This window comes from Paenibacillus sp. FSL H8-0548, assembly GCF_038630985.1.
Classification (GTDB): domain Bacteria; phylum Bacillota; class Bacilli; order Paenibacillales; family Paenibacillaceae; genus Pristimantibacillus.
The window spans coordinates 5,831,248-5,857,133 of record NZ_CP152049.1 but is presented as its reverse complement, the minus strand read 5'-3'; the positions used below and the strand labels follow the sequence as shown (position 1 = coordinate 5,857,133).

Below are 25,886 nucleotides of genomic sequence, written 5' to 3'. Positions count from 1 at the left end.
GGAGGCTGTAAGGGTGCCAAAGCAATCGACGGCGAGAAGACTATTCGCATATGCTCTCGTCTATAAGTTTAGAATTTTGGGGGCGCTGCTCATTCTTTGCTGTGCGGTGAGCGCAGAGCTCGGTGGTCCGTTTATTATTAAAACGATTATTGATAAGCATTTGGCGGTCAGTGGAAACGATCTGGTGCCGGTGCTTTGGCTGCTTGCCCTTTATATGGGGCTTCTGCTTGTCGCCAGTATCAGCAATTTCTTGCAATCCTATCTATTGCAAACGACAGCGCTGCAAATTATTAAAAATATGCGCATGGATGTCATGCGCCATATCCAGCGAATTCCGGTGCGTTATTTTGACAATACGCCTATTGGTCAGACGGTTTCGAGAATTGCGAATGACACCGAGGCAGTACGGGATTTATTCATGAGCTTTATGGCCACCTTTGTCGTCAGCTTCATACAGCTTATCGGCATTTATACGGCATTATTTATTTTGGACTTGCGGCTGGCCCTTTACTGCTTGCTGCTGCCGCCGCTCTTCGCACTCATTATGGTAATCCATTTGAAATATTCGAAGGGGTACATAAGCATTATGCGTGCAAGGCTGAGCGACATGAATGCGATGATTAACGAATCGATCGTGGTCATGCCGATCATTCAGGCATTTCGCCGCGAGCAGGTGACACGGGATGAATTCGAGGTGCTGAATGAGGACCGGTATGTTAATCAAGTGAAACAGTTTCGGGTATTTGCTCTATCCTCGAGAAACATTGTGGGTACGATTGGCAGCCTTGTTACCGCACTTGTCATTTGGTATTTTGGCAAAGCATCTCTCGAGACCGGAATTTTATTTGGCGTGTTTTATGCTTTCCTCGATTATTTAGGACGAGTTTTTCAGCCGATTATCGGTATTTTCGATCAATTGACGAATGCGCAGCGAGCATTCGTATCGGCGGAGAAGGTATTTGCGATCCTCGATCTGGAAGGGGTGGAGGTCGAAGAGACCATGGAAGTGAAGCGGCCAGAGGGGATCGTGAAATTCGATAATGTAACCTTTGCCTATAAAGCGGGAGAGAATGTACTGAAGAAAATATCGTTTGAAGCCCGCAAAGGCGAGACGGTTGCACTAGTTGGGCATACAGGGTCGGGGAAAAGCTCGATTATGAATCTTCTGCTCGGATTTTATGAGCCGGATCAAGGGACAATATCGATCGATGGCCGTGATATTGCGACTTATTCGAAGCAGGCGCTGCGCAAGCATATGGGAATCGTGCTGCAGGACCCGTATCTGTTCGCTGGAGATATTAAATTCAACGTCTGCTTATACAATAAGGAAATTTCGATTGAGCGTGTGAAAAGCGTATTGAAGGATGTTGGTGCTGCTCCCTTCATCGAGCAGCTGCCTGGCGGCTATGATGAGCAGGTCGTTGAACGCGGCAGTACGCTGTCGTCAGGCCAGAGGCAGCTCATTTCATTCGCTAGAGCACTAGCCTTTGATCCATCGATTCTTATTCTGGATGAGGCCACAGCAAGCATTGACAGTGAAACGGAAGGGCTTATCCAGCAGGCGCTGCGTGTAGTCAGCCAAGGACGGACGACTCTTGTTATTGCACATCGATTGTCTACCATTCGGGAAGCAGATCAAATTCTTGTCCTGCATCGCGGTGAGATTGTCGAGCGCGGCAATCATGATACATTAATGGCGCTTGGCGGCAGATACTTTAAAATGTATCAGCTTCAGATGGGGGAGCGGGCAGGTATGGAGTCTGTAAACGGGTTGTCGAAATAAATGGCTTGTAGTGTACAGCAGTATGTAATATTTGAAAACATCGTCTAAGGCGCGGTAGGCCTTAGACGATGTTTTTTTGTGCTCGAAAGCTTAAACGTGGTTTATCGAAACAACCTCGATTCCGAGCGCTTTAGCTTAATCGCTAAGCGCTCAATCCCACTGCTTATATTATTTGCAAATCGGTCATGATTACTACAGAACGACACGTAGCGGCTATTCAGCACATTCGCAGGGGTAACCGTTATCTTTTTCGCTGCGGTGTGTTCAAATCTAGTCCGCCTTAAGCCGTAAGTATTTTGTGATAACAATTCTTATAAATACTCATTATAACTATATAAATTGAACTTGAAAAAATGAAGATTTAGCTCAGCGACCAAAACGTAAATGTTTAGTTCAACTTATATATATGTGCTTGTTTACTAGAACTTCACTTGAGTTTGACACTCTGAACACAATTTTTCACTACGCTAAAGTCATGCAATATTGCTACATACTTTATGGAGTAGTGGGAGGAGTAAATGAGAATGCAGAAATTAGCTAGACGTATACAAAGACAAGTCTGCTTGTTGTTAGCGATGGTACTGGTTGCTTCTGGTCTGCTTGGAGGTTTGGGAAGCCGAGCGCATGCTGCGCCTGCGGGTGACAATGTTATTATTTCTCAGGTTTATGGCGCTGGGGGGAACGGCACAGGCTCGACCTTTAAGCAGGATTTCATCGAGCTGTACAACCCGACGGATCACGATATTATTTTGAATGGAATGACGCTGATTTACGGATCTGCAACAGGCGTTTGGCCTACTACGGGAAGCAATCTTATGCCTTTATCCGGAAAGATAGTCTCAGGAAAGTATTACTTGACTCAGCAAGCTGCAGGTGCCGATGCAAGTGCAGCTAATCTGCCAAGCCCTGATGCGATTGGTTCATTAAATATGGGTGGAGCCAGCGGTAAGGTGAAGCTGGTAGACAGCAACAATGTGACTATTGATTTAGTTGGATATGGCGCGTCAGGTGAGTTTGAAGGTGCAGGACCAACAGGTACATTGCTTACGAATGTAACAGCGACTGTTCGCAAGAGCAACCGTGCCCAAGATACAGATAATAACAGTGCAGATTTCGAAACTGCTGTACCAGATCCAAGGAACTCTTCTTATGGAGCTGCTGCAGTCGGAGTTGAGGCGGTAGCTCCAGATGTGAGCGCTGGAGCGGTGCCATCTGGCACAAGCATTAAGATCTCAACGCCAACGGTTGGCGCAAGTGTCTATTACAGTGTTTATGGTGCAGGTGATGAACAAGTCGCTCCGGGCGACTTTGCATTGTATCAGCCAGGGGTATCATCCATTGTGATCACAGCGCCAACGACAGTTCATGCTTATGCCCAAAAAGATGGCTTGGCAGATAGTGCGCTGAGTGAGTATTCGTATACTATTTCGAATCTGATAACCATTGCGGAAGCGCGCGCTGCTGTAATTGGCACAAACGTTACGCTTAGCGGTGTAGTCACTCACCGTGCGGATTCAGGCGGGTATTATAATCTATTTGTACAGGACTCAAATAACGGAATCGTGGTTAGAGTTCCGAATAGCGTTTCCGTGCAGCCTGGCGATAACATTGAGGCATACGGAAAGCTCAATGAGTATATCGGCCTGATTCAATTGGAAGCAGCTGTAGAAAATACGAAGGTAACGGGTTCGGTTGTAGTCCCAGAGCCGATGTTCGCAGATTCAACCAGCTTTGGTAAAACAACAGAAAATCGCAACAAATTTGAAGGTCGATTAGTACAGGTGAGAGATATAACCGTTGAAAGTGTTGCCGGCGGCGTAGTTACTGCTGTGGACGCTGCGAGCGCAAGCAAAGTTATTATTTATTCCTCCGACGCTTCCTTTGTTGCAGGGAAAACCTTTGAGCAGGTAACTGGCGTTATGACGTATTATTCCAGTGTGGGGCTTGAGCTGCTGCCGCGCCATGCACTTGATATTGTTGCGAAGCGTTTAGCTGTTCAGGCGAGTATTCCGTCTGGCGGCATTAACGCCGGAGGCTCGGTTGCGTTAAGCACGCTTGCAGAAGGCGGCGTCATTCGTTATACGACGGATGGAACGAATCCAACGGCTTCAGCAGGCACGATCTACACCTCACCAATTGTCGTCCAAGCAGATACGGTCATTAAGGCGGTTGTAACCGCTGGCGGTGTGACCAGCGAAGTATCCAGCTTCACTTACAAGGTACTGGAAAACACGGACGGCATAGCGATTCATAGCATTCAAGGTGAAGCGCATAAATCAATTTATATTAATGTGCAGGTGTCGAATGTGACAGGCATTATCACTTCGGCAAGTGCAGATACCTTCTATATGCAGATGCCTGATGCTGAGAACGATAACAATTCGAATACTTCTGAAGCTATTCAGGTTTATAAGCAGGCTCATGGCTTTGTTGTGAAGGACGGGGTTTCGGTAACGGGAACGGTTCAGGAATATGGAAACAGCCCATCGCTGACGGTTACTCAAATTAATGCAACGACGATTAATAAGCTATCGAGCAACAACGAGCTGCCTGCTGCGATCCTTATTGGAAAAGGCGGCCGCATGATCCCGAATCTGATCGATACGGACAGCTTTGGCGAGTTTAATCCAGCTATCGATGCGATTGATTTTTTCGAGAGCTTAGAGAGTATGCGAGTAGAGCTAGATAATCCAACCATAACAGGACCTTATGCCAATGCGGTAACTCCGGTTACGATTGACAATGGTGCGAATAATCCAATTAAAACGGCTGCTGGCGGCATTGTGCTGCAGGGCGATGGTTTGAATGAGACAGACAGCAGCCTTAATCCGCAGAAGCTATTTATTGGCGCTAAACCAGCCGGTGTCGAGATAAAAACAGGCGATGCTTTTGACGGCAATATCGTTGGTGTGATTCAGTACGCAAGCGATCTGTACAAGCTGATGCCAACGGAAACTCTGCCTGCTATTATCCGCGGTACAAATACGCAGAAGGTAACGACGCTTGTCCCGGACCCAAGCAAGCTGACCATCGCTACCTTTAACGTGGAAAATTTCAACGCAGCGGAAACGGATAAGGCTGACAAAATTGCTTCAATTATTGTAACGAACATGAAGAAGCCGGACATTATCGGGTTGATGGAGGTTCAAGATAATGACGGGGGGACGGATTCCGGAAATACGGATGCTGCTCAAAGCTTCAAAGCGCTGATCGACGCGATTAAAGCGAAGGGCGGTCCCACTTACGCTTACACGGATATAGCACCTGAGAATAATAAGGATGGCGGAGCGCCTGGAGGCAATATTCGAGTTGGCTTCTTGTATAATCCGGACAGGGTAGATCTTGCTGAAGGCAGCGAAGGCGACTTTGCCTCTACGATTAAAGTAAATGCAGTCGGTGGACTGACTCAAAATCCTGGACGGATTGGTTCTGCGGACGCTTCTACATTCGCTTCCTCCCGCAAGCCGCTCGTAGCAGAATTTGTTTTCCAAGGAAAACGTGTCGTTGCTATTGCTAATCATTTGAACTCTAAAGGCGGAGACGGCAAGCCTTGGGGCGATATTCAACCTGTTGTACGCAGCAGCGAAGTGCAGCGTGCGAAGCAAGCGGAAGCTGTTAACAGCTTCGTTAAGGAATTGACGACGAAGGCTCCTGAAGCAAGTGTCGTTGTATTGGGAGACTTTAATGATTTCCAATTCTCCGGTACGCTGAACAAGCTGAAGGGCGCGGAATTGACTAATCTGGTTGATACGCTGCCAGTTGCTGAACGTTACTCCTACATTTATGATGGCAATTCACAAACGCTGGATCATATTTTGGTAGATAACGCTGCTGGCGTCAATGCAGAAATTGACGTTGTTCATGTCAATGCGGATTTCTCTACTCAACAAGGTAGAGTGAGCGATCATGATCCGCTTTTAGCGCAGCTGGATTTGTCAGCTAAGGAGGATGCTCTTTATCCGCTCACGATTTTGCATACGAATGATACACATGCGAATTTGGATACAACCAACTCGCCAAACAACGTTCTTCGCCGTGTTACTGCGATTAAGGAAACGAAAGCAAGCTCGACGAATCCGATTTTGGTTGATGCAGGAGATGTATTCTCGGGTACGCTGTATTTCAACAAATATTTGGGGCAAGCGGATCTTGCGTTTATGAACTTGGTTGGCTACGATGCGATGACCTTCGGCAATCATGAGTTTGATAAAAACTCCGGCGTGCTGGCAGACTTTATTGGCAATGCGAAGTTCCCGTTCGTATCGTCCAACGTGAATTTCTCGAAGGATGAGATTTTGAACGCGATGTTCAAGGACGAAATTAGCTATGATGCCAAGGATGCAACGATTTATCCTGCGATTGTTATGCAGGTGGATGGCGAAAACATCGGATTGTTTGGTTTAACTACGGAGGATACCGCAAATATAGCTTCTCCGGGCGATGTCACATTCGATAATGCCATTGTTAAGGCGTTGGCAACAACAGCAATGCTGGAGAAGGAAGGCATAAATAAAATTGTGGTGCTTTCGCATCTTGGTTATGATGCGGATCTTGAGCTAGCTAAAGCGGTAAAAGGCATTGATATTATTGTTGGGGGCCACAGCCACACGCAGCTGGATCAAGCTGTAGTCGACCATACAGATCTAGATGCGCCGAAGCTAATCGTACAAACAGGAGAAAAAGGACTGTTCCTCGGCAAGCTGGAAGTTATGTTCAACAAAGCAGGCATTCTGACTAGATGGAACGAGCAATTGATCTCGGTCGATGGGAAAACTGGCGATGTGTATAACTTTGCAGAGGACGCGGAAGCCAAGATTATGCTTGAAACAGACTATAAGCCGGGCATTCAGGAGCTATCGAATCTTGAGGTCGGGAATACAGAAGTAGTATTGAACGGCGTTCGTGCTGATGTGCGCTCTATGGAAACGAACCTCGGCAATCTGATCGCTGATGGTATGCTTTATGCAGCAAAAGCAGCGGGTACAAATGCTGTTATCGCACTGCAAAATGGCGGTGGTATCCGCGACTCTATTAACGCAGGCCCGATTACACAAGGGGAAGTATTGACTGTGCTTCCATTCAATAATGATCTGGTTACGATCACTTTAACCGGGCAAGAAATTAAGGATGCAATGGAGAACGGCGTTTCTACCATTACTACGACCAAGGATGGCCGCTTCCCGCATATTGCAGGGATGAGATTTGATTATGATTCAACGAAGCCGGTCAATGAGCGGATCATTCGTATTCAGGTGAAAAGCGGCAGCAGCTATGTGCCACTGGATATGAATAAGACCTATGAAGTAGCGACAAATGCATTTACAGCCAAAGGCGGAGACTTCTACGCTTCTCTTGAGAAGGCGTATAATGAAGGGCGCGTAAACCTACTGTATTTGCCGGACTATGAGGTGTTTACAAACTATATTCAGAAGCTTGGTGCAATCACGGCAGCAACATCGGCTGTTGAAGGTCGAATCGTTGATTTGAAGGGCAGTCCGATTCCAGATGGTGGAACAACACCAACACCGACGCCAGCGCCAACGTCGCCTCCGACTTCAACACCAACACCGACGCCAACGCCGGTTCCGACACCGACACCAGGCGGTAACGAAGGTTCGTCGCCGAAGTTTAGCGATGTTGGCAATCACTGGGCAGCACAAGCGATTGAAGCAGCTGTAAAGCTGGGCATTGTTAGCGGTTATGGAGATGGCACTTTCCATCCTAAGGATAACGCGACAAGAGCAGAGTTTATAACGATGATGGGCAGAGCATTTAAGCTTGAATCGACAGCGGGTACGCTTAATTTTGCTGATGCCGATCAGGTTCCAGCTTGGGCGCGCTCCTTCTTTGCGCAGCTTATCGAGGATAAGGTGATAGCAGGCTACGAGGATAACACGCTGAGGCCATCCAATAAGCTAACACGCACTGAAATGACCGTTATGCTGGTTCGTGCACTCGGCATCAAGGTTGATCCGAATGCGAAGCCATCATTCGCGGATACAAGTGACATTCCGGCATGGGCAAAACCATCTATTGCTGCTGCACAGTCTGCCGGACTTGTTGGAGGAGTAGGAAACAATCGTTTTGCGCCACAAGTAAATGCAACAAGAGCAGAGGTGGTTGCACTTATTTTGGCAGCTTTGGATCATATGAATAATGCGCGCATATAAATAACCTGAGGCGTCCCTTTCCACCCGTAAAGAGTGGTTAGGGACGTTTTTTATATTGAAGAGCGTGAATTTGCGGTGGAAGAGTGAATTGAAGCGCTAGATTACTCTAGTGCAGTGCTAGTTTTTCTGCGGCGGCGACTGTATGTTTGAGCAGCATCGCGATCGTGACTGGGCCGACACCTGCCGGCACGGGGGTTATAGCGCTGGCTTTAAGCAAGCAAGCCTCATAATCTACATCGCCAACGTTCCCAGCATTGTAGCCGGCGTCTAGGACAACTGCTCCTGAGCGTAGCCAGTTCCCTTGTATGAACTTTGGCTTGCCAACAGCGGCGACGATGATATCTGCGAGCCCGACCATATCTGCTAAATTCAAAGTTTTCGAATGGCAGATTGTGACCGTAGCGTTGCGGTTAAGCAGCATTAGAGATACAGGCTTGCCGAGAATGGGGCTTCGTCCAATGATGACAGCGTGCTTGCCTTCAATCGGGATGCGATAATAATCAAGGATAGCCATTATAGCGGCTGGCGTACAGGATGGATAGTCAGCATAGCCAAAAGCATTTTGAGCAAAGCCTAGTGCCGTAACGCCGTCGACGTCCTTGTGAATGCTTATCGCTTCAAAAGCAGCTCGCTCATCAATTTGATGCGGTACGGGATGCTGCAATAGGATGCCATGAACGAGCGGATCTTCGTTGAGCTGTGAAATGACAGCAATTAGCTCCTCAGTCGAGGTAGCTTTATCCAAATGAATGCGCCTTGATGTGATGCCAAGCCGTTTGCAGGCGTTGCCTTTCATTCGTACATAGGTTTCAGAGGCTGGATCTTCTCCTATGAGAATCGTTGCTAAGCAGGGGATGATACCCTGAGCACTTAATGCTTCAATTTTAGCTTTGAGTTCATCCTTGATCGACTCTGCTACACGTGCACCGTCCAAAATCAATTTGTCTGTCATCTTTTACCCCAGCTCCTTCGAATGGTCGTCGAAAAACATAAAAAGGCAAGGGGGATATATCCCCCTTACCTTTGCCCAGGCGTACGGCTAATATTCTGCGCGCTTCCTCATGGTTCCCCATGCTCCGCCAGTTACGCACAGCTTTGAGATGCTTCTCTTATTTTAACAATAAAAGAGAGAGAAAACGAGTACTCTCAAAAATTGGGTTCCATTTTTTACAAAATGCTTAGCTTCTCTACCTAATAAAGATGAAATGAATGTGGTATAATGGTACGAGCAATTGAACTAGGAGATGACTAACGATGAGTGAACAATTGAACGAGCAAGAGCAATTGCAATACATTGCAAACAAGACGAGTGCGGATGAGCAGCTGATCAAGCTTGTATTGAAGCATGAGCATGCCTTCATCAATGATGCGAAGGAAGATAAGAACGGTGAGGTCGACATTGATGGAGACGAATTGGTTGATTATGTACTCAGTCGTCCAGATGTTAAATCGAACGAGCTAGTCGTTGAAGCTATTTTGGATGCAGAGATGGACTACCTTATGGATAAGGGACTAGCAGGCTACGTGGACTAAAATAGAGAAATTCAAAGACTCATGCCGCATTTATTCCGGTATGAGTCTTTTATGTCTTGTGAGGTCTCATATATGACATATCTATGTTATCAATCTAGTTTTTGAGTGGTTTAAATTCCTTTTAGTACCATTTTAAGCGGAAACCGCTCTTTTATATGTGAGGTTTAGTGTTGTTTTAGGAGGGGAGAACAGTTTTCTCTGCCAAAACATATAGCTGAAATGCACACTTTTTTTGAAAAAGTGCCATTTTTGTGCTAAAGTCAAAAGAGAGATTCAGAAAAAACGGAGGTAAGGCTGTTGGCGAAGGCACATAGAGGGTTATCGACTTTAGAAATTTTTAAACGGTTTATATTCATTTCGATTGGTTCAATTCTTATGGGTCTTGCCTTGGAATTGTTTCTTGTGCCGAACAATGTTATCGACGGGGGCATCGCCGGTATTTCTATTATGTTGGCTCATTTAACTCCTCTCCCTCTGAGTGTATATTTATTTATCGTGAACGTGCCTTTTCTTATTCTTGGCTATAAGCAAATTGGGAAAACATTTGCAATATCCACGCTGTATGGCATCATCGTAATGTCTGTGACGACATCATTCCTCCATCATGTACATGCATTCACAGAGGAGAAGCTGCTCGCTGTATTGTTCGGCGGTCTTATTTTGGGAGCAGGTGTGGGTCTGGTTATTCGTTTCGGAGGCTCGCTGGATGGTGTGGAAATCGTATCGATTCTAGTCTCGAAGAAGCTTCGTATGCCTGTCGGACAAATTATTATGATTTTTAATGTAGTTATTTTTGTTATCGCGGGTTTTGTGTTTGAATGGGATTCAGCAATGTATTCGATGTTCACATACTATATTGCGATTAAACTGATCGATATCGTTGTAGAGGGACTTGATGAATCGAAATCAGTCACTATTATTTCAAGTGAGTTCGAGGAAATTTCACAGGCAATTATCGATCGATTAGGCAGGTCGACAACCTTTATTCACGCGCGCGGGGGCTACTCGAAAGAGGAAACGCAGATGATTTATTGCGTCGTTTCTCGTCTGGAGCTGGCAAAGCTTAAATCCATCGTGCAATCCATCGACGAGAAGGCATTTATTGCCATTGAGCATGTGTCGGATGTCATGGGCGGCGGCTTCAGTAAAGGCAGTATTCACTAGAGTTATAACGATAATAATCCGGCACCGGTGTCATAAGACGCCGAGCCGGATTTTTTTTGAAAATAGCCTAGTTCTATGTATGCTGCGATTCCGCGAGAAAATCCGTTCTGTATTTGTGCAAGGGCCTGTCATCCCAAATTTGAACTTCGATGTATCGTTCCGGCCCTTGATCACCATTGGAATTCCACTCTTGAGGCCAGCCGAACTTGTGTATTACATCCCAAATCTCACCCGCCGTATATATCTGACCCCGATATGTCTTGCCGTCATTATAGCGCATAGTAGGAAACAAATCGCCGTAAGTAAAGCTGATGGTATTCGGATCAAACTCCGCTAACGCGATTTGAAGCTCTCTGCCGTTAGGGTACCAATCGAGCAGCCACGGACAGCTTCCTAAGGTCATGTAATGAGGGAGGCCTCGTACCGGCTTGCCGCCTTTATGAATAAATAGCTCATGTGCTTGTAATTCAAGGCTTCGCCGAATTTCAAGGTAATCTAATGATCTTTTACTCGCAAAGCCCTTGCTCTGCAGCCTTATTTGTTCCAGAATTCGCTCTGCGTCCACTGGCGCGAGATCTGACAAATTGCAAAAAGGCCCGGTTGATTGATCGAAGTAATGATAGAGAAATGACATGGTTCAAAGCTCCCGCCTCTTCATAATTCACTTCTGGATATGTCTAAACGCTTGTTGTTGCATCCGTCTTCATTGCTGTCCGTGCCAACCCCTTATCCTTCACACATAGCAGGAATAGCAGAGCAATGACCATGCCGCCCGACGAAACGTAAAATAATACCGAGTAATCAAGCAAATCAATCAAGGCGCCCATCAAAGGCGGAGAAGTGATGGCAGCAAGCGAGGCGAACAAATAATAGATGCCTGTGCGCGTGCCGATGCTCTTCTCCTCTCCAAGCGAGACAATAAAGGGATATGAGTTAATGTTAATCATTGCCCAGCATATGCCGCCACACAGAAGCAGCACGCGCAGTGGGAGCAAGGCATCTACGAGGGAGATAGCGGCAAAAATAATAATAAGCCCAATGACGCCTATCGTAATAATCAGCTTCTTGCCATAGCGATTCCCTAATAAGCCGCTTGGAATAGCCGCAACCACAAAGGCAAGCGAGAAGAACGCAAGAGAGAAAGAGGCCTCACTCTCGGATAGCTGCAAATGATTTTTTCCGTAAAGGGTGAAGAAGGCTTCAACGCCTTGATAGGAGAGAAACCAGAAAAAGATTGCACATAGCAAAAAAATAGTAGGTCGGTTCCATTGTCCCTTGAAGGAAATTTTAGTTTTCTCCTCGGCAGGGGCATACACGAGGGTATCTCTTTTTTCTTTGATCGCATATAAGAGAATAGCTAAACAAATAAGTGTCAATATGGAAGCGGATAGAAATGGAAGCGAGGAGTGCTTATCATACAAATAAGAGCCTCCTGCGAAGGCAATGATAGAGCCAATCCCACCCATAAAGTTAATGACGCCATTAGCTTGTGTCCGTTTGCCTTCCTTCGTTATATCAGGCATAAGCGCGACGGTGGGAGAACGGTATAGGCTCATCGATAAATTCATAAGAACCATAAATAAAACGAGCGTTAATAAGCTGGTATGCCAAGGAATAAGCGCGCCAAATAATGCAGCGAGCGGCATGCCGATAAGGAGATAAGGCATTCTTTTGCCCAGTTTACTCTTCGTACGGTCGCTGCGGCTGCCGATCCATGGCTGTAGGAACAAAGCAAAATAATTGTCGATAGTCATCATGAACCCAATGAGTGCAGTGCTTGTCAAAAACTTTTCGAGGAAAAAAGGGACGAAAGCGTTGTAGAGCGCCCAGGTAATGCTGATGCTGAAAAAGCCAAATCCGAGCAGCCAAGCTTTTTTCATCCTTTGATTGCTCCTCTCCTTGTCAGGACTTCAACTAGACGGTCGGGATAATCCGTAATAATACCGGCTACGCCTGCGTCGATAAGCCGTTCCATTTCACTCGTTTCGTTAACGGTAAATGGATGGTAAGCAATGCCGTGAGCAGATGCCTCTGCCGTCCATTCTGGTGTAATGGCATGCTTGCTCGCATGCAGGGCGTCGGCTTGAAGCGAAGCAGCATAATCCCAAGGACGATAGAGGCCCTCCATATACAAAATACCGGTTCGAATCTCAGGTGCCAATTGTTTGCATAGCACGAGCGAATAATGATTGAAGCTTGAGATGATGACACGCTCCGTCATTTGATAAGCTCTAACCGTATCGATGACCTTTTGTTCTAAGCCAGGATAAGGGAATATGCCATTTTTGAGCTCGATATTAAGGAGGATAGAAGTTGGCTGCAACAGCTCGAGCAGCTGCTCAAGCGTTGGAATCCGCTCTTCGTGGAAGGCAGGGCCGTACCAGCTCCCCGCATCCAGCATCGCAAGCTCTTCATAATTGGTATCCTTAACAAGCTTGTTAAGTCCGGTCGTTCTTGCGAATGACTCATCATGAATAATGATAATCCGGCCATCCTTGGTAAGCTGAACATCGATTTCAATGCCTGTTGCACCTAGCTCCAGCGCTGTTTTGAAGGCTGCTAGCGTATTTTCGGGACAGTAGCCGCTGGCGCCGCGATGAGCAAAAATAATCGGTTTTTTCAAAAGAAAACATCCTCTCTGATCTCATGATTTCTAGGCAATCATACAGTAGAAATATTCATTCTGTATTAAATTGAAATAAAAAAACCGCTTTGTTGCTGCGCAATCTGTTAGTTTTGCGATAGCTGCAAGCGGTTGTTGATGTTTCTCCTGAGGGTCAATTGTGTACTTAAGCGAAGCGATAATAAATGAGTATAAAAGTAGCTAACACAAAAATAAAGTTGAGCGATACGAATACCATTTGATCAACAACGGTACGGTGCATGGAGACCGGCGGCTTATAGAAGCTGGCACCCTCGATAATGAACAGGATCAGCACGATATGGATCATAAAATGGCCAACGAGCTCCATCATGCCAAACAGCATCGTTGTGGAGATGAAGATTAGCGTCAGCACGACCGATAGCATTCGGTTTAAAATGCCGACTACAAGCAGGTATCCAACGACAAACTCGATAAAGCCCGCCATGACAATGAACACCGCAGGCTCGAAGCCAAACGTTGGTACGCCGTGATTGACGATGATATCCTCGGCCATCGTAGGGAAAATCCATTTCTCGACAGCTACCCAGCAGAGGGAGAGACCGGTTCCCAAATAAAGCAGAGGGAAGCCCCATCTTGATTCCTTCGTTTGTTCAAGCAATAGCACGCCAATAATAGCAAGGTAAAAGCCGTAGTCAAGCATATGGAACAGTCCAGCCTCTATGCCGGTATCAATAAAGAGTACGAGCATGGCAAGCGCGCCGAGCTTTGTTGCATAATGATGCGGAATAAGAAGCAATACGACGGCAGCCCACATTAATAGCGTTTGCCAGCCCTCTGTAAGCTCAAATTCCAGAGCGAAGCGTGTGCCGGATGCCGCTTGTATGATGAGTGCGGCAGCCGTTCCATACTTAAGAATAGGCATGGAATATTTCCTCAGCTTATCGAGCTCAGTATCGAAGCGGTTCGAAAGCTTCGATTTGGAGAGCGTGGGAAGAAGCTGGGTGAGCACCGCGAGCAGCACGGCAACAAATAAAGCCAGCGTCATGAAAAAAGGAGAGAGAACGGCAGCAATCGATTCCTTCTCTGCTATGACGTCTGTAAACCATTTGACATGTGCATAATAATCCATAAGCAATAACTCCCCCGAATACAAATCTTTAGTAGTTGTTTATGAGGATCGTAGCACATTGCTCCTTATATTAAAAGTAGCTGAAACGGGATAGCCACATATTTTCAAAAAGAATATTTACATACCCTATGGGGGTATGATATGATTGATTCAGAAGCATATACCCCCTGGAGGTATGTAGGATGAATGAAGAAACAATAAACCATGGGCAGCAAGAACATGTACATGCTTCAAGTAAGCACTGTGATTTGGCTGCTCCGCGCAAGAGTCATCACTCTGATCAAACGAAGCACAATCTGACGAAGCGTCTCAATCGTATTGAGGGACAAATTAGAGGCGTGAAGGCGATGATCGAGAAGGATACGTATTGTGATGATGTTCTCAATCAGATAGCAGCAGCACAATCGGCGCTGAACAGTGTAGGGAAGCTGCTTCTTGAAGGTCATTTGAAAAGCTGTGTCGTTGAGCGTATTCAAGCGGGAGAGAGCGAAGTTATCGATGAATTGCTCGTTACCGTTAACAAATTAATGAAATAGTGGAGAGGGGATTGTTAATAATGGCGAATACAGTATTGAAGGTAGAGGGTATGACCTGTGGACACTGCGTCAGCGCGGTCGAGAAAGCGGTAGGTACAGCAGGCGCGGTAGGCAAGGTGGATCTGGCGTCCAAGAAGGTATCCGTTGAGTATGATGAGGCGAAGGTAACGATTGAAGCGGTCAAGGCTGCAATTGAGAACCAAGGCTACGATGTCGTTTAATACGAGATGAGGAAGAGGCTTGTTATAGCCTCTCTTTTTTTACAAAAAAATATACCCCATGAGGGTATGTGAACGGTAGGTGAGCAGCTATGGATAAAACGCAAACGACGATTCAGATTACAGGAATGACCTGTGCGGCTTGTGCCACTCGGATTGAGAAGGGACTCAATCGGATGGAGGGCGTGGAAGCTAATGTGAACTTAGCTTTAGAGCGGGCTTCCGTCAGCTATGACCCCCTTATGGTGGACGATGCCAAGCTGGAACAGAAAATTATTGATTTGGGTTATGGTGCGATAAAGCTGACTGGCGACTCAGATGAGGATGCCGGTGAGTATAAGAAGCAGGAAATTAGACGCTTGAAGCAGCGCTTCACCGTCTCCTTGCTCCTCTCTCTGCCTCTTCTATGGGCGATGGCAGGACATTTCTCGTTTACGAGCTTTTTGCCCGTACCTGAGCTATTTATGAATGGATGGTTTCAACTGGCGTTAGCAGCACCTGTGCAGTTCATTATTGGCTGGCATTTCTATATTGGTGCCTACAAGGCACTTCGGAACGGCAGCGCCAATATGGATGTTCTTGTCGTGCTCGGCACGTCAGCAGCATTCTTTTATAGTCTTTATGGGACGCTGGAAGCATTAGGCGCATCTGGACATGGTGCTCATGAGGTAGAGCTTTATTATGAGACGAGCGCTGTGCTCATAACGTTGATTGTACTAGGAAAGCTGCTTGAGGCTTTAGCAAAGGGGAGATCCTCCGAAGCGATTAAGACATTAATGGGCCTGCAGGCTCAAACGGCCATCGTCATTCGAGATGGCGCAGAGCTGCGTGTGGACATTATGGAGGTTGTGGCAGGCGATGTTCTAATTGTGAAGCCAGGCGAGAAAATTCCAGTTGACGGCATCATGCTGGAAGGGGCTACAACGGTTGATGAATCGATGCTGACCGGAGAGAGCATGCCTGTTGAGAAGCGTCAGGGCGACAGCTTAATCGGTGCAACAATAAACAAAAATGGCGTGCTTCGCATGCAGGCTGAGAAGGTAGGCAAGCAAACGGCACTCGCGCAGATTATAAGAGTGGTGGAGGAAGCGCAGGGCTCAAAGGCACCTATCCAACGGGTTGCGGACCGGATATCAGGTATTTTTGTTCCAATCGTAACTGTATTAGCTGCAATTGCATTTCTCGTTTGGTACTTTATTGTAGAGCCCGGCGATGTCGCTAATGCGCTGGAGAAGGCTATCGCTGTACTCGTTATTGCTTGTCCCTGTGCGCTGGGTCTTGCTACTCCTACTTCGATTATGGCGGGCTCGGGCCGCGCCGCGGAGCTAGGTGTATTATTTAAGGGTGGAGAGCATCTGGAGAGTACGCATCATGTCGATACGATTGTGCTGGATAAGACAGGTACCATAACGAAAGGAAAACCGGAGCTAACCGACGTTCGTGTAGGGACAGGATTTGATGAAGCAAGGCTGCTTGGCTTAGTGGGTGCAGCTGAGAGGAATTCTGAGCATCCGGTTGCAGAGGCTTTAGTTGCAGGCATAGCTGCACGCTCGATTGACATGCCAGCGGCTCAAAGTTTTGAGGCGGTACCCGGCTATGGGATTGAAGCACAGGTAGATGGTCAACAATTGCTAGTAGGTACTCGGAGGCTGATGGAGAAGCACGGCATTAGCATTCAATCTGTCATTCAGGAGCAGCAGGAGCTCGAAGCTGAGGGCAAGACGGTTATGCTGATTGCCGTTGACGGACGATATGCAGGGCTTGTTGCGGTCGCTGATACGGTAAAGGAATCGTCAGCAGCAGCGGTTGAGAGCTTGAAGAAGATGGGCTTAGACGTCATTATGATCACTGGGGATAATGAACGCACAGCAAATGCAATTGCAAGTCTCGTTGGCATTGATCGGGTGCTTGCTGAGGTGCTGCCTGAACAGAAGGCAAAGGCGGTACAGGAGCTGCAGGCTGAAGGCAGAAAAGTCGCCATGGTGGGTGACGGCATGAATGATGCTCCTGCCCTAGTTGCGGCTGATATTGGCATGGCAATTGGCGGAGGGACTGACGTAGCGATTGAGGCCGCGGATATTACGCTGATGCGCGGTGATTTAAGCAGCATAGCCGATGCTATTCGGATGAGCCGGTTGACGATGGCTAATATTAAACAAAACTTATTCTGGGCACTTGCCTATAATGTCATCGGCATACCGATTGCGGCAGCAGGCTTCCTTGCGCCATGGCTGGCAGGAGCAGCTATGGCATTAAGCTCGGTATCAGTTGTGCTAAATGCACTAAGGCTGCAAAGGATGAAATAAATTCACATGCGAAGGAAGGTGTAGGAGCGTATGAAATATAGCAAGCGATCAGCAGCGGCAGCAGTAATCGCGCTGTGCCTGCTTGCCGCAGGCTGCGGCAGTGCTGCAAAGGACGAGCATTCGCAGCATGCAGGCGGTAATGCAGCAGAGACAGCGGGGAACGAGCATAGTGGACACAGCAGCCACGAGCAAACGACAAAGTCTGATCTGTCTGATATAAAGGTAGAATGGCGTTACTCTCCTGAGCGTCCGAAGGCAGGCGAAGAGACGAGAATCGAGCTGTTCCTTTATCAGCCGTCCGGAAAACCGATAGAGAAATATGACATAAATCATGAGAAGCTGATGCATTTGATTGTTGTGAACGAGGATATGACAGAATTTAGCCATATTCATCCAGAGTACAAGGGCAAAGGGAAATTTGAGATCGTGACGTCCTTTGCTAAAAGTGGATCGTATAAGCTGTTTGCTGACATCATTCCGTCGGGTTACTCACAAATGACAATCACCTCTCAGTTGAAGGTGTCTGGCGCGAAGCAAGCAGAGCAGCCGCTGGAGAAGGATGCAGCATTGCTGCGAACTGTAGATGACGTCGTCGCTTCATTATCCTTGACCTCGTTTCAGTCGGGACAAACGGTCGATTTAACCTTTACATTAAAGGATGAAAAGACGCAGCAGCCCATTACCGATTTGCAGCCGTACTTGGGGGCAATTGGACATGTCGTTATTTTGAGCGAGGACCTAAATAGCTATTTGCATGTTCATCCGAAAAATATTAACGAAAGCGGTCCAACTGCCGAATTCTCAACTGAATTTCCAGCGCCGGGTCTGTATAAAATATGGGGCCAATTTCAGCGTGAAGGGAAAACGTTCATCGTTCCATTCACGATTGAAGTGAAGTAAATGAGTGTGAATAGATAAACAGCAGCAGCGATAGGCGAAGGTGCCTGTTGCTGCTGCTGTTTTTGAGATATTATCGATGTTATCCTGCTTGCAAGCCGGCTTGGTTGAGCAGGTTCCATGGTTTATTGTAATGAGGCTGGAAGAAAAAATCGACGTAGCTGAGTTCGTCCATCGTCATCCCATTTTGAATGCAGACCGAAAGTGTATTAATCGATTGAGTGAGGTCAACCTTCGATATCAGCTGAGCACCTACAATTCTACGAGTCTCCGCATCATATACAACCTTCAAGGTGACTTGCTCGTAGGTAGGCATAAACTCAGGACGATAGTTGTCAATGATTGTGACATTTTTCACATTCATTCCCGCAGCGAGCGCTGCCGTTTCTGTAATGCCTGTCGATGCAATATTGTAGTCGAACAGCTTAAGGCCCGATGTGCCTTGCGTTCCCAAATATCTGACAGTCGGCTGCATTAGATTTTTGGCCACAAGCGAGCCCATCCGAACCGCATTCGTTGCAAGCGGAATATAAGCATTTTGACCAGTAGGGTTATAGTGAACAGCGCAGCTATCGCCAGCGGCAAATATATCGGGCTTGCTCGTTCTCATATAATCGTCAACAATGATCGCCCCGTTAGGAAGCATATCAACTTGCCCTTGTAGAAGCTCAGTATTGGGGCGGAAGCCAATGCAGAGTACTACGAGATCGGCTTCGTACTCCCCGGCAGTCGTAACGACTGTCGTAACGCGTCCCTCGCTGCCCTTAAACGCTGTAACGGTCTGATCGGTAGCGATCGCAACGCCTTTTTCAACTAATGCCCGTTCGGTTATATCGGTAAATTCTTTATCCAAATATTTATATAAAATGCGCTCCATATTGTCGATCAGCGTGACTTCCTTGCCAAGCTGTTCGAATGCTTCAACGAGCTCAATACCGATATATCCAGCACCGATGACGGCAATGCGATTGGCTGTTTTCGCCTTTTCAATAATCGTTTGCGAATGATTGAAGTTTTTGCAAAGCAAAATGTTTTCAAGGTCGATGCCGTCCATTTGCGGAATGATCGGCCACGAGCCAGTTGTGACAACAAGCTTGTCGAATGTATCCGTAAACTCGTCTCCAGTTAATAGGTTTCGGACTTTAATCGTTTTTGCATCGGTATCTATGTTAAGCACATCATGACGCATATGCGTGTGGACTCCCAGCTTAGCGAGCTGGTCAGGTGTAGCATAAAAAAGCTCATCGGCATTTTTTACAACACCGCCAACATGAAGCGCAATGCCACACGAGAGAAACGATATATTGTCATTTCGTTCGTATACTGTGATACGAGCCTCAGGATAAAGCTTAGCCATTTGGGTAATTGCAGCTGTTCCTGCGTGGGTGCAACCGATAACAGCAATGTTGATCGTCATCATAAATTCCTCCTAGTGTAGGTGTGAATTGCGCCCAATGATTAGAAGCGGCGCTCCTTATAACGTGAATTAATTCACAAACTATATTATTATGTGAAATAAATCACAACCTTTTCTTGCTTTATCATATGCCTTTTTGAAAAGGATGGCAAGGGCAATTACGGCATTTTCAATGTAATAAATATAATATTCAGATTATTTGACATGATATTGCCACAACTTGAAAGTAAGCGGGGGAGTGGATTATTTCTTCGTGAACAAGAAAAAAAGCCTTAGCAAGGCTCTTTTCCCTTGTTCAGCTTAAGTTTCTGTTATGGAGCCGCCATTCACATGCAGCACCTGTCCCGAAACATACTTCGAGTCATCCGATGCAAGATAAATATAGGTAGGAGCCAATTCAAAAGGCTGCCCTGCACGCTTCATTGGCGTATTCAGGCCAAAGGTTGCAACCTCCTGCTCAGAGTAGCTGGATACGATCAAAGGAGTCCATATCGGGCCTGGAGCAACCGCATTTACACGAATACATTTGTCTGCCAGCTGAAGTGAAAGTGAACGGGTAAATGAAACGACGGCTCCCTTGGTAGACGAGTAGTCGACCAGTTCCTTGTTGCCTTGATAGGCAGTGATGGATGCGGTACTGATAATGGCGCTGCCTGGAGCCAAAAACGGGAGAGCTGCTTTAGTCATGAAAAAATGGGGAAATATATTCGTTTGATACGTATTTAAGAGCTGTTCTGTAGAAATATTCGTAATACAATTTTGTGGAAACTGGACAGCTTGATTGAGGACGAGAATATCGATTTTTCCAAAGGCAGCAAGGGTGTGCTGAACGGTTTGAATGGAAACAGCCTCATGTCGCAAATCACCGCGGATAAGCAGGCAACGTCCGCCATAGCTCTCTACCGCCTGCTTGGTTTCCTCTGCATCTGAATCCTCGTAGAGATATACAATAACGACATTTGCTCCTTCTTTGGCAAAGCCTACCGCGACCGCTCTTCCAATGCCGCTATCTCCTCCTGTAATAATGGCAACCTTATCCTGTAGTTTCCCGCTGCCCACATAATTAGGATTATCAAAGATCGGACGCGGCACCATGATCGATTCAATGCCTGGCTGCCTGTTTTGTTTTTGTGGTGGAAATGAGAGCGGGCTTTGCTCACAAGTGAATTGAGAGCTGTAATATGGATAGCTAGGGTACAAACATGATCCCTCCTGGGAGTTCTATTTGTAGCATGATATTCGCCTATGGAGTGGAGGGTTCTTAGCGGGCCTATCTTTTTAACGCGCGATTACAAAATGAATGCCTTCAAACGCGCGATTGATTTTCTTTTTTATGGTGATTAGATTAAACTTTGGAGTAAGTATGAACTATATAATTTGAACTTAAAAAATGAAGCTTAAGCGAAGCGAGAAGATCGTTCTGGAGAAACGAAGTGTTCGCCTTTGCAGCCATATTCTCACCTTTAAATGTCTTAGAAAATCAAAGAATCTGGTTGCAACAGCGATCGTAAGAATGATCTTCTCGCGCAGCTCCCACTGCGCGTAAATGTTTAGTTCAGCTTATATAGCCCTGAGGAGGTACTTTTATGGAAGCAGCTTACAACGATAAAATGGTTTTGATTACAGGTGCCGGAGCTGGAATTGGCCAAGCGCTAGCGCTTGCGTATGCTGAGCAAGGGGCAGTTACTATTTTAGTCGATAAAAATGAAGCAGGCTTGGAGCAAACGGGAGCTCTGCTGCAGGAGGCAGGCTACGATTCCTTATCCTTTGTCGTGGATATGAGCCAGTCAGAAGAAGTTGTTCGGATGATTCGGGATGTAGAAACACTTGCGGGAAGATTGGACATTGTTATTAACAACGCTGGGTTTGGGATCTGGAAGTCGCCCTATGATTTATCCATTGAAGAGTGGGATAGCGTCGTGAATACTAATTTGAGAGGAACATTTATTTGTTCGAGAGAGGCAGCGAGGCTCATGCGTACGACTGGCGGTGGGGCGATCGTTAATATTTCCTCAACCAGAGCGATGATGTCTGAGCCGAATTCGGAGGCGTATGCAGCTTCTAAAGGAGGTATTCTGTCGCTTACACATGCCATGGCCGTATCACTTGGACCAGATCGAATTAAGGTTAATGCGATTTGTCCAGGCTGGATTGAAACAGGTGATTATAGCAGTCTGCGGGCAGAGGACCATACACAGCATCCATCTCAAAGAGTCGGAAGACCAGAGGATGTGGTTCGTGCTTGTTTTTATTTGACCGATCCGCGTAATGATTTTGTGACGGGCACTCATATTACGTTGGATGGCGGGATGACGAGAAAGATGATATATGAGGAATAAGGGCCAAGCAGCATCACAATGTATGTAGTGAAAATTGGATAGGGCTGTCCATTAACACATAAATGCGTTAGCAGACAGCCCTGAAGTGTAGCTTATATTTAACCGGACCTCGTATAGTGAAAGGCCGTTAGGAATCCCCTTGTTAACAGCAAACAGCATGTGTACCAAGTTGGAGAAACTCGCATTCTAAAACAACGAAAGCCCTACCTCTCTTTCGTCCTCGCGGCTCCGATGACCGCGCCAGTGTGAATCAGAAATACATCACGAAACAGGTTTGGAATTAACAGCAAAGAAATCAAAATTCGTGGGTAATGTTGAATCTTACTGGGGATTTGCTGGGGTTAAATATAAAACAATATTCTTATAATAACATATTCAGCGAAGGAATGCAACAATAAAAGAACATTACGCATGAGTTTTTTTATTCTGGACATTATAGGGATGGAGAGGGGGCAGGCAAATGCCAAACTGGCTCGAAATTGTTGTTAGAACAACCGCTGCAATCGTGATCTTGTTTGTGATGACTAAAATTTTAGGCAAACGTCAAATTTCTCAATTGTCGCTCTTCGAGTACATAACTGGTATCTCGATCGGTAATATTGTTGGCTATATTTCGCTTGATCTGGATAATTTATGGTATTTAGGGTTTATTTCTTTAGCTGTATGGGCTGCTGTGTCGGTTGGTTTGGAGTTTTTGACAATGAAAAGCAAAAAAGTTCGTGATGTAATAGATGGAAAAGGTACAGTACTCATTCAGGATGGACAGCTGATCAAAAAGAATATGCACAAAGAACGGTTGACTATGGATGAGATGCTCGAACAATTGCGCAAAAAGGACGTCTATCGCGTGGCTGATGTGGAGTTTGCAGTCATGGAATCAAGCGGTGAAGTCAATGTTTTGCTAAAGAAGGAATATCAGCCGATAACAGCGGACCTACTTGGCTGGCAGGTAGCTCAGGAACGGCAGGCAATGACCGTGTTAATGGATGGCGACATTCAAGATGAGGTGCTGGAGCAGATAGGACATAATCGACAATGGCTGCTGCATGAGCTGGAAAAGAGAAAGTTAAAGCAGGATGAAGTATTATTCGCTCAAATTGACAGTAATGGAGAGCTGCTGCTTGAAACAGGTGTTGAACACAAGCAGCCGCAAAATAGTCAAACCAAACCAAAAGATCGAATCATCATGCTGATTGAGCAGTTTGAGGCGGAGCTGCTCCGCCTTGAACAGCTATCCCGCAATGAGAGTGATCGACGAATTTATCAGACAGCGCGTGATCGTTTTCAAGAAAGCACTAGATCTCTGCCTGATCATGCTATAAAGCCGTAGGCTAGGTCCATTTTGCTGACCAAAGCTTCATTTCCTTTAGGATATGATGTAAATCCTCGCCCTTCGGTGTCAATGTGTACTCGACCGTGACGGGGACTGTTGGGAATACTTTGCGTTCAAGCACGCCCTTCTCTTCCAAATGACGGAGCGTGCTTGTTAATGCGCGCGGACTTACCGCTGGAATTAACCGCTGTATTTGTCCAAAACGCTTGGTACCGCAAAACAGCTCTCTGAGCACGAGAAACGCCCATTTACCACCTATGACATCTAATGTTTTTTCAATATTGCACTCAATATGTATTGGTTCTTTCGGAATGTAATTATGAGCACTCATTTGTTAGTTTCCTCCTTTGTTTACTACTTCCATTTAGTATAGTATATATATTTAAGATAATAAAATGAAAAAACATTCACTACTTTTAAAATAACTTGAACTGCTATACACTACTCACTAAGAGCAGCGTGCTGCTAAGAAGGGAAGAGTGCAAATGAAATATAGAAAGCTTGGCAAGAGTGGCCTAAAGGTTAGTGAAATTGGTCTTGGAAGCTGGTTAACCTACGGTACAGCGACAGAAGCAGAAACAGCTCAGGAGTGTATACATAAAGCATATGAGCTAGGTATTAATTTTTTTGATACGGCGAATGCCTATAATAATGGCGCTGCTGAGAAGGTTATGGGCGATGCCTTGAAAGCGTATACGAGAAGCAGCTATGTGCTTGCGACAAAGGTTTTCTTCCCAATGGGATCAGGACCTAATGATCGTGGGTTATCAAGAAAGCATATTGTTGAGCAATGCGAGGCGAGCTTAAAGCGTCTCGGTACGGACTATATTGATCTCTATCAATGTCATCGCTTCGATACGGAGACATCTGTTGAAGAAACTTTGCGCGCGCTTGATGATCTAACTGCGCAAGGGAAGGTGCTTTATACAGGAATTAGTGAATGGACGGCTGAACAAATTACAGATGCAGCTGCAACAGGCAAGCGCCTTAATCTCCGTCCGCTTATTTCAAACCAGCCAATTTACAATATGTTTGAGCGTTATATTGAGCGCGATGTCATTCCGGCCTGCGAGAAGGAAGGAATGGGGCAGGTCGTATTTTCCCCGCTTGCTCAAGGTATTCTGACAGGTAAATATAAACCAGGCCAAGCTGTACCGACAGGCAGCCGGGCATCAAATGATAAAACAAATGGTGTGATCAACAGTTATTTACGTGAGGATGTCCTTGTAGTTGCTGATAAGCTTGAGCAGCTTGCTGCAACGATTGGCGCTTCGTTATCACAGTTTGCATTAGCGTGGGTACTTCGTCAAAGCAATGTAAGCTCTGCAATTATAGGCTCCAGCAGGCCCGCACAGATTGAAGAAAACGTGAGGGCAGTGGAGCTGGATCTGACAGACGAAATAATAAGACAAGCAGATGCTATTTTGGCAGAGGTAAGCAGCTTTTCTCCAATGCGCTGACAGACGCATATACTGGAATGGCAAAAAAAAGCTCTTCATTTTGAAGAGCTTTTTTTGTGCTATTTAATAGGAAGTGATTTTTTTATTGATCCATTTGCGACTCAGAAGGGCTATAGGTGCCCGGCTGAGTAATTGGCGCAGGCATCACCTTGCCGCCAGCAAAGTGATAGGTAACGACCGTATTGAATAGGTCCAGCCATGGCATCAGCGAACGGCCTCCCCAAGCTTCTTTGGCAAATTCATTAAAGTAATTAACGAGCTCCATATTTGCTGAAATATGAACCTCTTGTACCGTTGGTGCAAGCTCACGAACTCGAAGCGCTACCGTTTGTTTCAATTCAGGCGACAAATCATTAATATCATTGACTGAAAAATAAGAATTATACGGTGATACAAGCACGCGATCATTGCCATACGGACTGCCTGTGTCATGATTATAGACGCCTTCGTTCGTTCCGGTGTTGTCCTGCTCGCTTTTCCCGCCTGAGTTGCGTGTGCCTACCGCCGTCCAATCCAGCATCAAGCCGACGTAGGCATTTTTGTCTGTCAGCATGACAATTGCAGAGGCGATACCGTTAAGCTCTGTGACTTTCCGTGAAATGACGGAACTATACTCGAAAAAGGAATTATCATGCTGATCGGCGTTTTTTGACGTAGATCCATAGGATTTGCCTCCCAGCATCTTTGGATCATTTGCTTGCCGGCTTCCATAATCGGTATCGCTTTTCTGGGCATGCTCCTCGTAGCTGCAGCCGGCTGCAGCCGTAAGCATTAAGATGGTGAGCAGCAGCGTAGCCATTCGTTTTGACATTTAGAACGGACCCCCATTCATACGATAATAGCTTTAGTTTTTGTTTAAGTTTTATAAATATACGTTTTACTGAGCATACATAATTGACCATAGGTTTGGTGCACAATGTAGAGTAGAGAGAAGGCTGTTTCACAGAGGCAAAACTTCAAGCTCATTTATCCGAAAAACGCTGAATTTATGCGTTT

20 protein-coding genes and 1 riboswitch are annotated in these 25,886 nt (G+C 46.2%); of the genes, 11 read left to right on the top strand and 9 right to left on the bottom strand.

Annotated features, from left to right (window positions below; translation table 11 throughout):
- Positions 1-13 precede the first annotated feature (13 nt).
- Positions 14-1,783 carry an ABC transporter ATP-binding protein gene (locus MHI37_RS25100; RefSeq protein ID WP_076337135.1) on the top strand — a complete coding sequence of 590 codons (1,770 nt, stop codon included), beginning with the start codon at positions 14-16 and terminating at the stop codon, positions 1,781-1,783.
- Between the two features lie 518 nt (positions 1,784-2,301).
- The gene (locus MHI37_RS25095) at positions 2,302-7,953 is read left to right on the top strand and encodes a 5'-nucleotidase C-terminal domain-containing protein (protein ID WP_256710534.1); all 5,652 of its coding nucleotides are present in this window, start codon (positions 2,302-2,304) and stop codon (positions 7,951-7,953) included.
- A gap of 106 nt (positions 7,954-8,059) precedes the next feature.
- Here the strand turns inward: MHI37_RS25095 and MHI37_RS25090 are convergent, their stop codons facing one another.
- The gene (locus tag MHI37_RS25090) at positions 8,060-8,905 is read right to left on the bottom strand and encodes a tetrahydrofolate dehydrogenase/cyclohydrolase catalytic domain-containing protein (protein WP_076337137.1); all 846 of its coding nucleotides are present in this window, start codon (positions 8,903-8,905) and stop codon (positions 8,060-8,062) included.
- A 66-nt stretch (positions 8,906-8,971) separates the two neighbouring features.
- A riboswitch (ZMP/ZTP riboswitch) is annotated at positions 8,972-9,050 on the bottom strand.
- A 157-nt stretch (positions 9,051-9,207) separates the two neighbouring features.
- Between MHI37_RS25090 and MHI37_RS25085 the strand changes: the two genes are divergently transcribed.
- Together MHI37_RS25085 and MHI37_RS25080 are read left to right on the top strand one after the other, a co-directional pair.
- Positions 9,208-9,486 carry a hypothetical protein gene (locus MHI37_RS25085; protein ID WP_076337138.1) on the top strand — a complete coding sequence of 93 codons (279 nt, stop codon included), beginning with the start codon at positions 9,208-9,210 and terminating at the stop codon, positions 9,484-9,486.
- 297 nt (positions 9,487-9,783) lie between these two features.
- Positions 9,784-10,650 carry a YitT family protein gene (locus tag MHI37_RS25080; protein ID WP_076337139.1) on the top strand — a complete coding sequence of 289 codons (867 nt, stop codon included), beginning with the start codon at positions 9,784-9,786 and terminating at the stop codon, positions 10,648-10,650.
- Positions 10,651-10,723: 73 nt separating this feature from the next.
- On the opposite strand, the gene MHI37_RS25075 is transcribed toward MHI37_RS25080, so the two are convergent.
- The 4 genes from MHI37_RS25075 to MHI37_RS25060 all read right to left on the bottom strand — a co-directional run bounded on the left by MHI37_RS25075 (position 10,724) and on the right by MHI37_RS25060 (position 14,384).
- The gene (locus MHI37_RS25075; RefSeq protein WP_076337140.1) at positions 10,724-11,284 is read right to left on the bottom strand and encodes a hypothetical protein; all 561 of its coding nucleotides are present in this window, start codon (positions 11,282-11,284) and stop codon (positions 10,724-10,726) included.
- 43 nt (positions 11,285-11,327) lie between these two features.
- The gene (locus MHI37_RS25070; RefSeq protein ID WP_076337141.1) at positions 11,328-12,530 is read right to left on the bottom strand and encodes an SLC45 family MFS transporter; all 1,203 of its coding nucleotides are present in this window, start codon (positions 12,528-12,530) and stop codon (positions 11,328-11,330) included.
- Complete coding sequence (locus MHI37_RS25065) at positions 12,527-13,273, bottom strand: glycerophosphodiester phosphodiesterase (RefSeq protein ID WP_076337142.1); 747 nt, start codon at positions 13,271-13,273, stop codon at positions 12,527-12,529. The genes MHI37_RS25070 and MHI37_RS25065 overlap by 4 nt, the downstream gene beginning before the upstream one ends.
- A gap of 166 nt (positions 13,274-13,439) precedes the next feature.
- Positions 13,440-14,384, bottom strand: coding sequence for a DoxX family membrane protein (locus MHI37_RS25060; protein WP_076337143.1), 945 nt, complete (start codon positions 14,382-14,384; stop codon positions 13,440-13,442).
- A gap of 182 nt (positions 14,385-14,566) precedes the next feature.
- On the opposite strand from MHI37_RS25060, the gene MHI37_RS25055 reads away from it, so the two are divergent.
- The 4 genes from MHI37_RS25055 to MHI37_RS25040 all read left to right on the top strand — a co-directional run bounded on the left by MHI37_RS25055 (position 14,567) and on the right by MHI37_RS25040 (position 18,344).
- A complete protein-coding gene (locus MHI37_RS25055) occupies positions 14,567-14,920 on the top strand; it encodes a metal-sensitive transcriptional regulator (RefSeq protein WP_076337144.1) in 354 nt (117 codons plus the stop codon).
- Between the two features lie 20 nt (positions 14,921-14,940).
- The gene (locus MHI37_RS25050) at positions 14,941-15,141 is read left to right on the top strand and encodes a copper ion binding protein (protein WP_076337145.1); all 201 of its coding nucleotides are present in this window, start codon (positions 14,941-14,943) and stop codon (positions 15,139-15,141) included.
- 89 nt (positions 15,142-15,230) lie between these two features.
- Positions 15,231-17,444 carry a heavy metal translocating P-type ATPase gene (locus MHI37_RS25045; protein ID WP_076337146.1) on the top strand — a complete coding sequence of 738 codons (2,214 nt, stop codon included), beginning with the start codon at positions 15,231-15,233 and terminating at the stop codon, positions 17,442-17,444.
- A gap of 30 nt (positions 17,445-17,474) precedes the next feature.
- Positions 17,475-18,344 (top strand): hypothetical protein, encoded by an 870-nt coding sequence (locus MHI37_RS25040; RefSeq protein WP_076337147.1) that lies wholly within the window; start codon positions 17,475-17,477, stop codon positions 18,342-18,344.
- A gap of 79 nt (positions 18,345-18,423) precedes the next feature.
- Here the strand turns inward: MHI37_RS25040 and MHI37_RS25035 are convergent, their stop codons facing one another.
- Together MHI37_RS25035 and MHI37_RS25030 are read right to left on the bottom strand one after the other, a co-directional pair.
- Positions 18,424-19,752 carry an FAD-dependent oxidoreductase gene (locus MHI37_RS25035; protein ID WP_076337185.1) on the bottom strand — a complete coding sequence of 443 codons (1,329 nt, stop codon included), beginning with the start codon at positions 19,750-19,752 and terminating at the stop codon, positions 18,424-18,426.
- 306 nt (positions 19,753-20,058) lie between these two features.
- The gene (locus MHI37_RS25030; RefSeq protein WP_076337148.1) at positions 20,059-20,958 is read right to left on the bottom strand and encodes an SDR family oxidoreductase; all 900 of its coding nucleotides are present in this window, start codon (positions 20,956-20,958) and stop codon (positions 20,059-20,061) included.
- Positions 20,959-21,344: 386 nt separating this feature from the next.
- On the opposite strand from MHI37_RS25030, the gene MHI37_RS25025 reads away from it, so the two are divergent.
- Both MHI37_RS25025 and MHI37_RS25020 read left to right on the top strand, forming a co-directional pair.
- Complete coding sequence (locus MHI37_RS25025) at positions 21,345-22,097, top strand: SDR family oxidoreductase (RefSeq protein WP_076337149.1); 753 nt, start codon at positions 21,345-21,347, stop codon at positions 22,095-22,097.
- 460 nt (positions 22,098-22,557) lie between these two features.
- The gene (locus MHI37_RS25020) at positions 22,558-23,427 is read left to right on the top strand and encodes a DUF421 domain-containing protein (protein ID WP_076337150.1); all 870 of its coding nucleotides are present in this window, start codon (positions 22,558-22,560) and stop codon (positions 23,425-23,427) included.
- A 1-nt stretch (position 23,428) separates the two neighbouring features.
- Here the strand turns inward: MHI37_RS25020 and MHI37_RS25015 are convergent, their stop codons facing one another.
- Positions 23,429-23,761 carry a helix-turn-helix domain-containing protein gene (locus MHI37_RS25015; protein ID WP_076337151.1) on the bottom strand — a complete coding sequence of 111 codons (333 nt, stop codon included), beginning with the start codon at positions 23,759-23,761 and terminating at the stop codon, positions 23,429-23,431.
- A 154-nt stretch (positions 23,762-23,915) separates the two neighbouring features.
- Between MHI37_RS25015 and MHI37_RS25010 the strand changes: the two genes are divergently transcribed.
- Entirely contained in the window at positions 23,916-24,890 is a 975-nt protein-coding gene (locus MHI37_RS25010; protein ID WP_076337152.1) for an aldo/keto reductase family protein, read from the top strand.
- An 82-nt stretch (positions 24,891-24,972) separates the two neighbouring features.
- Here the strand turns inward: MHI37_RS25010 and MHI37_RS25005 are convergent, their stop codons facing one another.
- Entirely contained in the window at positions 24,973-25,701 is a 729-nt protein-coding gene (locus tag MHI37_RS25005) for a YhcN/YlaJ family sporulation lipoprotein (RefSeq protein ID WP_076337153.1), read from the bottom strand.
- Positions 25,702-25,886: the final 185 nt, after the last annotated feature.